The following is a 12,742-nucleotide window of genomic DNA, read 5'->3' as shown; positions in this document are numbered from 1 at the left end:
AACCAACCAACCAACCAACCAACCAACCAACCAACCAACCAACCAACCAACCAACCAACCAACCAACCAACCAACCAGAGGCTCCCTTTCCCCGCCTTCTCGCCTAGCTAACTAGAGAGGAAGCTTGGCTTCCTCCCGCAGCAGCGACACCAGCGCTGCTGCCTGTTCCTGCGGTGCGCCGGAGAGGCGTTTTCCAGCCGCCCTGGGCGGTGGCGGGAGCAGCTCCGCGCGTACAGTGCGGGGAGTAATGCTGGCGGCGTCGAGTGCGCCGCTGCTTATTAGCTCCGCAGGCGTGATGACGCGAAGCGGCTTGCGCTTGGCTTTCATAATACCCGGTAAAGACGGGTACCTAGGCTCATTCAAGCCCTGCTGAGCTGTTATGAGAGCAGGCAGCGGAATCACGACGGTTTCGGTATCGCCCTCAATGTCGCGCTCAACGAGCGCGAAACGTTCAGCATGCAAAGGAGCTGCGGCTTGCAGTACGCTCTCTGCTGGCAGCGGAATCGCGACGGTTTTGGTATCGCCCTCAATGTCGCCCTCAACGAGTGCGAAACGTGCAGCATGCGAAGGAGCTGCGGCTTGCAGCGCACTCTCCGCCGGCAGAGCAGCCCATTCGTCTTTACTTAGAAGCGTGAGCTTAACGGCAGACGAGGCATGGGGCAGTCCCAGCCGCTCGGCGATTTGTAAGGCGACGCTCCCAGCTCCGCTGTCGACCGCGAATAATCCAGCGAGCAGCAAATCGGGAGATAGGGAAGCAATGACGGCCGCGAGTACCGCCGCTATCGCGTAGCTGTCATCTGGCAAGGAGGCGCTGTCGAGCCGTATGGCTTCATCGGCGCCAATCGCAAGCGCGGTACGCAGCGCATCCTGTGCGCGTTCAGGGCCGCAAGTAATGGCGATGACTTCCCCGCTGAGGCGCTCCTTTTGGCGAAGCGCCTCCTCCAATGCGTATTCGTCGTAAGGGTTAATGACGAATTTGGCGTCATTTTCGTCAACAGTCCCAGCTTTTATGACGATTTTTTCCTCGGTATCAAACGTTTGCTTGAGAAGCACGACTATTTTTAGCATAGAAGCTCCCTCACTTCAACCGACATGTTGGTCACACTGTCCATCAGTGCTACGATATGTGACTGCTTGCACGAATAGACCGCTCTCAATCGCCCTTGGCGCGACATGTTCGTGGTCAAAAAGACATATACATGAAGCATCGCGGTTGTTTTTGAAAGCGCTTCAATACTTGTCCGACAGTATGCCGCTTGAATGCAGTACTGCTGGGGCGAGCGATTAAGGGGGGCGTGGCCTATGTCATCAAGGTTGGCAGCCGGAGTTGTCCCTATTTGGCTGGAATGGGGCAGATGGGTATTATTTGCGGCGGTTGTAGTACTTGCTGTTTCGATGTTCGTAATGGTTGTGCAAAGGCGAATTCTATACATGAGGCTTGGCGCCCCCGCAGTGTTCAGCCGATACCGACCCAAAGCAGGCGGGAAATCAGACTTTGGTTCACAGGTGCTCGGTCATCGCAGGCTGCTTAATGATGTGCGAAGCGGGATCATGCATTTGGTGTATTTTTACGGATTTATTGTATTGCAGTTCGGTGCGGCGGATCTGGTCTGGAAAGGGCTGAATGGAGGCACTCCGCTGCCGTTGCCCTACTATAGCTGGTTCTCGCTCACCCAAGAGCTGACGGTTACGCTTGTATTCGCAGCAGTGCTGTATGGTGCGTCAAGGCGTTACGTAGAGCAGCTTCCCCGGCTAAAAAGAGGCTGGAAGCCATCGCTTGTCATGTGGTTTATCGGCTCGCTGATGCTGACGATTATGTTTACTTTGGCGTTTGAGCGATTAGCTGCAGCGGAAGAAGACTCTGCGTCTCAGCTCGTGCAGGAAGCTTACGCACCAGTGAGCGGGGGACTGGCTCGTGTTCTCGAGCATGCGGGTATCCAGCCGGCAAGCACGGCAGCTCATGCGGGGTTTGAAGTGTTTTGGTGGCTGCATCTGCTCGTACTGCTTGGCTTCCTCGTTTATGTGCCGCAATCCAAGCATTTTCATCTGCTGACGGCTCCAATTAATTTATGGTTCCGCAGAAGTACGCCGCCTGGTCGGCTTACGCCGCTCAATCTGGAGGACGAGGAAGCGGAGTCCTTTGGCGCAGGGAAGGTGGAGCATTTCTCGCAAAAGCAGATGCTCGATCTTTATGCCTGCGTGGAATGCGGACGCTGTACGAATGTCTGCCCTGCTGCTAGCACGGGCAAGCTGCTGTCGCCTATGCATCTGATTGTGAAGCTGAGGGACCATTTGACAGAAAAAGGCGCTGCGATAACATCGAAGTCTCCTTGGCTTCCCGCTGGCATCTGGTCAACGCCAGCAGGGAGGAGAGCGCATGTCATGGGTGGCGTTATACCGGCATGGGAGGAGGCCCCGTACTTTGGAACGGACATTGAGCCGACGATGGCAGCGCAAGCAGGCGCATGGACGATGTGGGAAAACGTAAATCCAGAGGAGGTAGAGCTGATTGGCGAGGTGCTGACGGAGGAGGAGCTCTGGGCGTGCACGACCTGTCGCAACTGTGAGGAGCGGTGCCCAGTTGGCAATGAGCATGTGGACAAAATCATTGATATGCGCCGTCATCTTGTGCTTATGGAGGGACGGCTGCCGTCAGACGGCCAGCGTGCGCTGCAAAATATCGAGCGCCAAAGCAACCCATGGGGTTTGCCTCGCGCCGAACGGGCTGCTTGGATTGCGGAATGCGAGAGCCGGACTGGCATTCGCGTCCCGACGATGCAGGAGCTGCGTCAGCAGGGGGGAAAAGCCGACATGCTGCTGTGGGCAGGCTCAATGGGCGCATATGATATGCGCAGCCGCCGCGTACTGTATGATGTCGTACGGCTGCTGCACCATGCCGGTATTAGCTTCGCAACGCTAGGTCTGGAGGAGAAGAGCTCTGGCGATACCGCACGGCGAATCGGTAATGAATTGTTATTCCAAGAATTGTGCCGCGAGAATATTGAGACCATGGGCAAATACGAGATCGTCCATATCGTGACACCATGCCCGCATACCTACAATACGCTCAAAAACGAATACCCCGATTTCGGTCTGCCAAGCAGCATCATTGTTGAGCATCATACGGAGCTGTTGGCCCGTTTGCTTAGTAAAGGTTTGCTAAAAGCGACGCATACGATCGATGAGCAGGTAACGGTTCATGATTCCTGCTATCTCGGCCGCTACAACCAGTCGTATGAAGCACCGCGTGATATGCTGCGAGCCATTCCAGGTGTAACGATACGGGAGATGGAGCGCTCGCGCTCAAATGGAATGTGCTGCGGCGCGGGTGGCGGTCTCATGTGGATGGAGGAGGATGCCGGTACACGTATTAACCATGCTAGAACCGCACAGGCACTGGAAGTGAAGCCTTCCGTTATCAGCTCCGCATGTCCGTATTGTCTGACGATGATGGAGGACGGTTTAAAAGCGCTGTCGGCAGATGAGCGGGTCATTGCGCGTGATGTAGCGGAGCTGCTGGCAGAGAGTGTATTTGGTGAATAAGCAGGCAGGATGGAAGGCAGCGGAGTCTCGCCCTGTCATTCAGGAGATGCCAAGCTTGTTAGCGGCATCCTTTGAATGCTTGGCAGAAGCTTTGCTGCTGCAGAGTTCATTATAAGAAACAGTAAATAAGAAACAGTAAACCGTTGGCAAAAGAGGAGGAAGCCGCCTATGACGGAACAATTGCCCCAAAAAAACGCCGGCTCCATTCGCAGAGCCGCAGTCATCGGCTCCGGCGTGATGGGCGCGGGCATCGCCGCTCATTTGGCAAACGCGGGCATGCGTGTGGCGCTGCTGGACATGGTGCCGCAATCGCTCACAGCAGAGGAGGAGCGGCAAGGGCTGACGCTTGCTGATGCCAAAGTGAGGAATAGGCTTGCTGCAGGTGCTGTGGCGAGAATGGGCAAATCGCAGCCAGCGCAGCTATACGATCCAAGCTGGTCTAGCCGGATTACGGCGGGTAATCTAATGGATCATTTAGAGTGGATTGGCGAGGCGGATTGGATTGTTGAGGCTGTGGTCGAACAGATTGATATTAAGCGGCAGGTGCTTGCAATCATTGAAGCGTCGCGCTCGCCAGGGTCAATCGTATCGACGAATACGTCGGGATTATCGGCATCTTCCATGGTGGAAGGTCGAAGCGAGGAGTTCCGAAGACATTTTGGTGTTACCCATTTCTTTAATCCTCCTAGATATATGAAGCTGGTCGAGATCGTGGCTACGGCACATACTTCGCCTGACACGGTACGCTTGCTTACCGAGGTTTGTGAGAAACGGCTAGGCAAGGGTGTTGTACTTGCGAAGGATACGCCTAATTTTATCGCGAACCGGATTGGCACTTATGGGATGCTGGTCACGCTGGCAGATATGCAGGCCTTCGGTCTGACGGTGGAGGAGGCGGATGCTTTGACGGGACCTGCCATGGGCAGGCCTAAGACGGCTACGCTGCGCATGCTCGACATCGTCGGGCTCGATACGCTGCTGCATGTCGTGGACAACGTGCGGGAGAGGAGCACCGATGCCGCGGAGCAGGAGGCTTTTGCAAGACCGATACTGCTTGAGCAGCTTGTTGCTTCAGGTCGTTTCGGGGAGAAGGCGGGGGCCGGCTTTTATCGGAAGGTTAGAGGGCAAAGTGGCAGTGAGATTGAGACGCTGCGGCTTGATACGCTGGCATATGGGCCGAGGCGAGCAGTGAGTTCACCGGTCATTGATGCCGCCAAAGCTGCCAAAGGGGCAGCAGGCAAGGTGAAAGCATTGCTCGGAACCGATCCGCGTGACCGATATGCGAGGTTCGCTTGGTCAACGGTTAAGAAAACGCTTCTTTATGCGGCGGGTCAGGTCGGCATTATCGCAGACTCGCTGCCTGCTATCGACCGTGCGATGCGTTGGGGCTTTAACTGGGAGCTGGGACCGTTCGAGCTATGGGATGCGATTGGGCTGCGGGACTCCGTGCAGCGGATGCAAAGGGAGGGTGATCATGTACCGGAATGGGTGATAGGCTGGCTTGAAACGGGTCATGAAAGCTTTTATCGCGTACAGGGGAACGAGCGTCTATATGCTGCGAGCGGTGCTTATCAAACTGAGCTTGCCGAGACGGATACGATTTCGCTCGCTGCTTTGAAGGCGGAGGGCAAAACCATATTTTCGAACAACGGTGCAAATTTGATTGATCTAGGCGATGAGGTAGCGCTGCTGGAATTCCAGTCGCCCAACAATGCGATCGGCGGCGATATTTTATCTGCGATTACACAAAGCACAAAGGAGGTATCGCGGAATTGGCGGGGGCTTGTCCTAGCGAATGAGGGACGTCATTTCTGCGTGGGGGCGAACTTGATGCTGCTTCTGATGGAGGCGCAGAGTGGTGATTGGGATGAAGTGGAGGATATCATTCGATTGTTCCAAAGCAGTATGCTGCAGCTGAAGCGGCTCGAACGTCCTGTTGTTGCCGCTCCGCACCGGATGACGCTTGGCGGCGGGGTTGAAGCGTGTTTGCCGGCAGATCAAATTATATATTCCCCGGAGACGTATTTCGGGCTCGTGGAGACGGGAGTCGGTCTAATTCCGGCAGGCGGGGGCTGCAAGGAAGCGGCGGCAATGGCGGCACAGCGGGCATTGATGGCCAGCAGCGGCAAGCCGGGAGGGGATTTGCAGCCGCATCTGAATGCGCTGTTCGAGACGATTGCACTTGCCAAAACGTCAACAAGCGGCTACGAGGTGAGCCGTTTGGGACTGATGCGGCCGCAGGATCGTGTCATTATGCGGCAGGAGGCGCGGATTGCCGAGGCGAAGCGGGCGGTGCTTGCGCTTGATCGCGAAGGCTATACGCCGCTCGCGGAAGAGCGCATTCGCGTTGCCGGGCGCGAAGGCAACGCGGTGTTCAAGGTCGCGGTGCAGGCCATGCGGCTGAGCGGCCATATTAGCAAGCATGATGCGCTTATAGCCGGCAAGCTGGGCACCGTGCTCGCTGGCGGCGACATTCAGCCTGGCGCGGAAGTTAGCGAGCAATATTTGCTCGATTTGGAATGCGAGGCATTCCTCAGCCTATGCGGTGAGCGCAAGACGCAGGAGCGCATGAGTCATATGCTGGCGACAGGCAAGCCGCTGCGCAATTGAATGCGAGGTAAGCAGAAGGAGGAGATCGCGATGTCAGCTTCATCACCGTTTGAGAATTCCGGGCTAGATGCCGTTATCGTTGCTGCGGTGAGGACGGCAGTCGGCAAAGCATCAAAGGGCAGCTTGGCGGAGACGCGGGCAGAGGATCTGGGAAAAGCGGTGCTGCAAGGTGCGCTTGCTCGGGTACCGGGCTTGCCGCCATCGCTCGTGGAGGATGTCATTATCGGCTGTGCGATGCCTGAAGGTGAGCAGGGACTCAATATGGCGCGCACGATTTCGCTATATGCAGGGCTGCCCGTAACGACACCTGCCGTTACGATTAACCGCTTCTGCGCATCGGGCCTGCAGGCAATCGCGTATGCGGCGGAGCGTATCCGGCTTGGCGATGCGGAAGTGATCGCGGCGGGCGGCGTAGAGAGCATGAGTCATGTGCCGATGACGGGCTTCAAGCTCTCACCACATCCGGCGATTGTTGATGCCCGGCCGGAGGTCTACATGGGCATGGGACATACGGCAGAGGAGGTAGCGCGCCGCTACAGCGTGTCGCGTGCGGAGCAGGATGCATTCGCAGCAGCAAGTCACCGCAAGGCCGCAGCAGCCATCAAGGCTGGCCGTTTCCAAGCGGAGATCGTACCGGTTACAGCCAGCCGCTCTGGCGTGAATGATGCGGGAAGACCATGGTCGAAAGTTTTTCAATTTGATACCGATGAGGGGGTTCGAGAGGAGACGAGCGAGCAGGTGCTGGCTGCGCTCAAGCCTTCATTTGCTAGAGAAGGAACGGTTACGGCTGGTAACACCTCACAGATGAGCGACGGTGCGGCGGCTGTTATTGTCATGAGCAGGGCGAAGGCGGAAGAGCTTGGACTACAGCCGCTCGCTGTATTTCGCAGCTTCAGTGCAGCGGGCGTAGCCCCCGAGGTTATGGGCGTCGGACCGATAGAAGCGGTTCCGAAGGCGCTGGGGAAAGCAGGTATTAGGCTTGATCAGGTCGATTTGTTCGAGATTAATGAAGCTTTTGCAGCACAATGCGTTCCGATCATCAGGGAGCTGGGTGTGAATCCAGAGCTGGTTAATGTCAACGGCGGAGCCATTGCACTCGGTCATCCATTGGGCTGCACGGGTACGAAGCTGACGGTATCGCTTATTCATGAGCTTGGCAGAAGGGGAGGCGGAATTGGCGTTGTTACGATGTGTGTCGGCGGCGGGATGGGAGCGGCTGGTGTGATTGAAGTCTACGGAACATAAGGAATGGTGCAGTGTGGAAGGCAGGACGGAGGATTACGCGTGAGAGAAGGGCGCAGGGTGGACGGTGTAATTGAGGTCTATGCGCATAAGAGAAGGTGTAATCTGAATTTCGTCAATAATAGATGGCGAGCATGTTTAATCGCGCTAATAATCGAATGACTGAAGGGAGACCTGCAGCATGGCAGAAACGATACGTTTTGGCGGCCGGTTTGTCATGGAGGACAGCAGCCCGGACTCTGTTGTGACACCCGAGGACTTCACGGATGAACAGCGGATGATGGGAGATGCGGCGCAGCAGTTTTTGGAGGCGGAAATTACACCGCGCGATGCGGAGCTGGAGGCGCTGAATTACGATTTGACGGTCGAGCTGATGCGAAAGGCAGGTGAGCTGGGTCTGCTCGGAGCGGATGTTCCGGAGGCTTATGGCGGTTTAGGGCTCGATAAGGTGAGCACAACGCTGCTCGCTGAGACGCTGGCACGCGCCTCGTCGTTCGCACTTTCGGTCGGTGCGCATACCGGTATCGGCACGCTGCCTATTGTGTTTTTCGGAACGCCCGCACAGAAGCAGGCTTATCTGCCTGCGCTTGCAACAGGCGAGCGAATTGCTGCCTACTGCTTGACGGAGCCTGCATCTGGCTCGGATGCACTTGGCGCGAGAACGACCGCAAGGTTATCACCAGACGGTAAGCATTACGTGCTGAACGGCTCCAAACTATATATTACGAATGCTGGATTTGCGGATCTGTTTATCGTATATGCCAAAGTAGACGGTGAATATTTTACCGCTTTTATTATCGAGAGGGGCATGCCTGGGTTCAGTATTGGGCCAGAGGAGCATAAGATGGGCATCAAGGGTTCTTCAACGCGCCCTTTGTTTTTCGAGGATGTGGCGGTACCGGTCGCAAACGTGCTTGGGGAGGTCGGGAAAGGGCATCAGATTGCCTTTAATATTTTGAACATTGGTCGTTTCAAGTTGGGGGCTGCCTGTCTGGGATCGTCGAAGGAAACAATCGAGCTTGCCTCATCCTACGCGAACTCGCGTAAGCAATTCGGACGCGCAATATCGGCTTATCCGCTCATTGGTGCCAAGCTGGCCGACATGAACATTCGCACCTATGTACTGGAGAGCATGGTCTACCGGACTGCGGGCTGGATCGATGCGATGCTGCGGACAACGGAATCGGCGGATGGAACGGCTGGAGACGGCGCATCTGTAGCCAAAGCGATAGGGGAGTATGCGATCGAATGCTCGATTATTAAAGTTTTTGCATCTGAGGCGCTTGATTTCGTGGCGGATGAGGGCGTACAGATTCACGGAGGCTATGGTTATATCCGCGATTATAAGGTCGAACGGATTTACCGGGACTCACGTATAAATCGGATTTTTGAAGGCACGAATGAAATCAATCGCATGCTCATTCCGGGCACGTTGATGAAAAAAGCATTAAAGGGCGAGCTTCCTCTACTGCGTAAAGTGCGGTCTCTGCAAGCCGAGCTTGTTCAGCCAATGCCGCTCCCTCCACTTGATAAGCCGCTCAGCAAGGAAGCATTCCGCCTTGAGCAAGCGAAGAGAGTATTCCTTACGGTAGGCGGGCTCGCGGTTCAGAAGCTGGGAACTCGGCTCGAGCAAGAGCAGGAGGTGCTGTGCTCGCTTGCCGATCTTATGATCCAGATATTTGCAATGGAAAGCGCGCTGCTGCGGTCGCAAAAAATAGTAAACACGAGCAGTGGTGCTGCGTCCGAAAAAACAGAAAATGTGATTGCGATGACAACGGTGTTCGTGCAAGAAGCGATGGAACGCGTCGAGTCTCTGGCTAAGCTTGCACTTGCTTCACTTGAGCAAGGAGATCATCTGCAGATGCAGCTGTCCATTCTGAAGAAGCTAATGCGCGCGCCTTTATCGAATACGGTAGCTTTGAAGCGAACGATAGCCGCCAACGTTATTCGTGGCGAGCATTATGTCGTGTGAAGGGGGAGAGCATGAATGGAACCGCTCAGACCGGAAGACCCATCTTTGCAAAATCAGCCGCCTAATGAAGCTGAAGAGCGCGCGTATCCATGGCTTCGACATTACCCGGAGGAGATTTCTCCTACGCAAAGCTATCCCGACCAGAGCATCGTTCAATTTCTAGTCGATTCGGCAAATGATCACCCAGACCATCCAGCCGTTCATTTTCTTGGCAAAATCATTTCTTACCGCGAGCTGCACGACTCTGCTACTCGTCTTGCTTTAGGGCTGGTTTCCCTTGGTATTGTGCAAGGTGACCGTATAGCGATTATGCTTCCGAACTGTCCGCAAGCGGTCATCGCTTATTACGGCGTGCTGCTTGCCGGAGGTATCGTCGTGCAGACGAATCCGCTTTATGTGGAACGGGAGCTGGAGCATCAGTTGGCAGATAGCGGAGCCGTTCTGATGATTACGGTCGATTTGCTTTATCCCCGCGTGTCGCGGGTTCGGGGTAAGCAGCCGGAGGCAGGACCCTTGCCGCGTCTGAGGCATGTGGTGGTCACATCGATTAAGGATGGTCTGCCTTTCCCCAAAAGCTTGCTCTATCCACTCAAGCAGCGCAAGGAAGGCTTTCGTGCAGAAATGCCGTATGGATCATACGGCGTTGTTGCCTACAAAAAGCTGCTTGCGGGGAAGTATGCTGCGGTTAAGCTGCCAGAGCCTGCCAGAGGGACGGAGCTGGCGGCGCTGCAATATACAGGAGGCACAACGGGTACACCTAAGGGCGTCATGCTTACCCATCGTAATCTCGTAGCGAATACGATGCAAATCGCGGCCTGGTGCTATAAAGCGGAGGAAGCTAAAGAACGATTCTTAGCCGCTCTGCCCTTGTTTCATGTATTTGGGTTAACAGTATTAATGAACATGTCGGTGCTTCGGGCAGGTACGCTTATTCTGCTGCCGCGTTTCGAAGTGGAGACGGTTCTAGAGACGATTGGGCGGCAGAAGCCGACGATATTTCCTGGTGCTCCGACAATGTACGTAGCACTAATTCATCATAAGGCGGCTGCCAAAACAGATTTGTCGTCTATTAATGTATGCATTAGCGGGTCGGCTGCTTTGCCGCTCGAGGTGCAGGAGAGATTTGAAGCGTTAACGGGAGGCCGACTTATTGAGGGCTACGGTTTGTCTGAGGCATCTCCAGTAACCCATGCGAATCCGATCTGGGGCTACCGCAAAATAGGTACGATCGGAGTCCCCCTTCCCGATACGGAGTCCGCCATCATTCATTCAGAGACAGGCGAGAGGCTCCCTGTTGGGGAGTTGGGTGAGCTTATCGTCCGAGGACCTCAGGTTATGCAGGGGTATTGGAACAAACCAGAAGAAACGGCTCAGGTGCTGCGCGATGGTTGGCTGTATACCGGCGATTTGGCAACAATGGATGAGGATGGATTTTTTACGATTATGGATCGGATTAAGGATGTTATCATTGCGGGTGGGTTCAATATTTATCCGCGTGAGGTTGAAGAGGTGCTGTTCGAGCATCCGGCTGTTAGGGAAGCCGCTGTGATCGGGGTCAAGGATGAGTATAGGGGAGAATCTGTAAAGGCATTTATTGTATTCAAAGAGGGTTGGCAGGTATCGAGCGGCCAGCTTGATCGCTGGTGCCGAGATCGGCTTGCGGCTTATAAGGTGCCTCATTATTATGCTTTTAGGGAAACGCTTCCAAAAACGATGGTTGGAAAGGTGCTCCGTCGAAAACTTTACGAGGAGGAGAGGGAAGCTGCGGCGGCTGCGGAGAACAAGGGAGAGTGAACGGCGTGGATGAGGAGTTGGTTGTACAAGAGGCTGATCAGGCCGATCATCTCATGAGACTTGCGGAGCGTGCTCAAGCAACATTCTGGGGATTACTTGGCTGTAAGGTCGTGCAAGCGAACGCCAGTAAAGCGACAATAAGTCTGGATGCAACTGAGCGGCATCTCAATCTGCTTGGAATCGTTCACGGCGGCGTGCAGATGTCTCTGCTGGATAATGCGATGGGACTCGTTGTTATGTTGGCGGCACCTGAGCAGCGAACAGTTACAGCTAATTTGAACACACAATTTCTTGCCAGCAGCAAGGGGGGCTTGCTGTTCTGCGAGGCGGTGCTGGTGCACCGGACGGGGCGGACGCTGACACTGGAAGCGCAGGTGAAGGATGACAGCGGTAAGCTTCTCGGCCTTGGGCTCGGTGCATACCGAATTATCTAATTTGGTGCTTGCGTCATTTGCTTGCCTGCTTCAGATTCGTTATAATAAAACCTAATATATGGAAAGTTTTATGATTTGCTAAAGGCTTAACGAATGATGGTATTATTCCGATAAATGTAGTATAAGGAAGGAGGCGAGGACATGGTTCAAGGCTGGGTAACGACGTTGGTATTGGGGTTTGGAATTGTGGTTGCCGTCATTGGCGTAATCGCATATTTAAGAATGTTTCGTAAAGACAGGCTCTCTTCAACGTCTAACCAGACAGACGATGTCTCGTCTCCAAACGTAATAATCTCAGCAAAATCAAGGGATGGCGGGCACGCTAAGGAAGCCAAACCCGAACAAGCTGCGCCGCAAGATTAATAAATGTTCACTTTCCTATTCGAATTCAAAATGTTATAATAGTAAGAAAAATGTGAACATTGTGACTCATTGGCCATGGAGTTGCCTGTACCGAGTGGGGGGTTCTTGCGGTGTGTTCTCCGCATGCGGTCTCGTATCATGCTGTTTAGGACGACCATCCAACGTGAAGGGGAGGAGATTTCATGGCGAAACATAGCCAGAATGAAGTCAAGGAAAGCCTGAAGGAACTCACGAGAATTTTTCAACCCAAGGACCCGCGTAAGTTTGTTAAAGAGTATATTCGCAAGTACCGGATTACCGGTGGCTACGAGGATGAATTAACGACATTGGTTGAAAACGAGCTAGGCAGAATGAACTCCTCGGTCAGTTAGCACAATAGGTATAATACGGCTTTGTACACTGTCGCTGGCAGGATGCAAAGTCTTTTTTGTGTTTTTCAGGCGCGAATTGATCGGTGGTTATGACAAACTTCATTGATTTACAACGGAGCAATCGAGTAACTGAGCAATCGATCAACGATCAAGCGACCACTGAGGCGTACATTGCACTTTGTGCAATAGAACCTCGCAAAAAAAAAATTCGTCAGGCTACGTTGCAGAAAGTGCAACGTAGCAAGAGCATGGTTACTTAAACGACGATTAGCGTGTATAAAGTGCAACGTAGCTAGAGTGGTCGGCTGAAGGAAGTCAGAGGAAGCAGCTCCATTTACCAACCAACCAACCAACCAACCAACCAACCAACCAACCAACCAACCAACCAACCAACCAACCAACCAACCAACCAA

At 54.2% G+C, this 12,742-nt stretch carries 11 protein-coding genes; 9 read left to right on the top strand and 2 right to left on the bottom strand.

Annotation, left to right across the window (positions count from 1 at the left end; all coding sequences use genetic code 11):
- Positions 1 to 111 precede the first annotated feature (111 nt).
- The gene (locus FGT79_RS30210; RefSeq protein WP_138756527.1) at positions 112 to 1,068 is read right to left on the bottom strand and encodes an electron transfer flavoprotein subunit beta/FixA family protein; all 957 of its coding nucleotides are present in this window, start codon (positions 1,066 to 1,068) and stop codon (positions 112 to 114) included.
- A 234-nt stretch (positions 1,069 to 1,302) separates the two neighbouring features.
- On the opposite strand from FGT79_RS30210, the gene FGT79_RS30205 reads away from it, so the two are divergent.
- The 9 genes from FGT79_RS30205 (at position 1,303) to FGT79_RS30170 (ending at position 12,329) form a co-directional block, all read left to right on the top strand.
- Positions 1,303 to 3,543, top strand: a complete 2,241-nt coding sequence (locus FGT79_RS30205) for a (Fe-S)-binding protein (protein WP_246096703.1) — start codon at positions 1,303 to 1,305, stop codon at positions 3,541 to 3,543.
- Positions 3,536 to 3,658 carry a hypothetical protein gene (locus FGT79_RS32355; RefSeq protein WP_281286051.1) on the top strand — a complete coding sequence of 41 codons (123 nt, stop codon included), beginning with the start codon at positions 3,536 to 3,538 and terminating at the stop codon, positions 3,656 to 3,658. Before FGT79_RS30205 ends, FGT79_RS32355 begins: the two co-directional genes overlap by 8 nt.
- 53 nt (positions 3,659 to 3,711) lie before the next feature.
- A complete protein-coding gene (locus tag FGT79_RS30200) occupies positions 3,712 to 6,153 on the top strand; it encodes a 3-hydroxyacyl-CoA dehydrogenase/enoyl-CoA hydratase family protein (protein WP_138756526.1) in 2,442 nt (813 codons plus the stop codon).
- Between the two features lie 30 nt (positions 6,154 to 6,183).
- Positions 6,184 to 7,398, top strand: coding sequence for an acetyl-CoA C-acyltransferase (locus tag FGT79_RS30195; RefSeq protein ID WP_138756525.1), 1,215 nt, complete (start codon positions 6,184 to 6,186; stop codon positions 7,396 to 7,398).
- 178 nt (positions 7,399 to 7,576) lie between these two features.
- Positions 7,577 to 9,367: an acyl-CoA dehydrogenase family protein gene (locus FGT79_RS30190; protein WP_138756524.1), complete on the top strand. Its 1,791-nt coding sequence runs from the start codon at positions 7,577 to 7,579 to the stop codon at positions 9,365 to 9,367.
- A 15-nt stretch (positions 9,368 to 9,382) separates the two neighbouring features.
- Positions 9,383 to 11,161 (top strand): long-chain-fatty-acid--CoA ligase, encoded by a 1,779-nt coding sequence (locus tag FGT79_RS30185; protein WP_138756523.1) that lies wholly within the window; start codon positions 9,383 to 9,385, stop codon positions 11,159 to 11,161.
- A gap of 5 nt (positions 11,162 to 11,166) precedes the next feature.
- The gene (locus FGT79_RS30180) at positions 11,167 to 11,595 is read left to right on the top strand and encodes a PaaI family thioesterase (protein WP_246096702.1); all 429 of its coding nucleotides are present in this window, start codon (positions 11,167 to 11,169) and stop codon (positions 11,593 to 11,595) included.
- 141 nt (positions 11,596 to 11,736) lie between these two features.
- Positions 11,737 to 11,958 carry a hypothetical protein gene (locus FGT79_RS30175; protein ID WP_138756522.1) on the top strand — a complete coding sequence of 74 codons (222 nt, stop codon included), beginning with the start codon at positions 11,737 to 11,739 and terminating at the stop codon, positions 11,956 to 11,958.
- 182 nt (positions 11,959 to 12,140) lie between these two features.
- Positions 12,141 to 12,329, top strand: a complete 189-nt coding sequence (locus tag FGT79_RS30170; RefSeq protein WP_053372930.1) for a hypothetical protein — start codon at positions 12,141 to 12,143, stop codon at positions 12,327 to 12,329.
- Between the two features lie 107 nt (positions 12,330 to 12,436).
- Here FGT79_RS30170 and FGT79_RS32155 read toward each other — a convergent pair.
- Positions 12,437 to 12,742, bottom strand: a 306-nt coding sequence (locus FGT79_RS32155; protein ID WP_246096701.1) for a hypothetical protein, incomplete at its 5' end; no start/stop codon positions are given.

The sequence above is a fragment of the Paenibacillus sinopodophylli genome (assembly GCF_005930355.1).
Lineage (GTDB): Bacteria > Bacillota > Bacilli > Paenibacillales > Paenibacillaceae > Pristimantibacillus > Pristimantibacillus sinopodophylli.
This window is presented reverse-complemented; position numbering and strand designations above follow the sequence as displayed.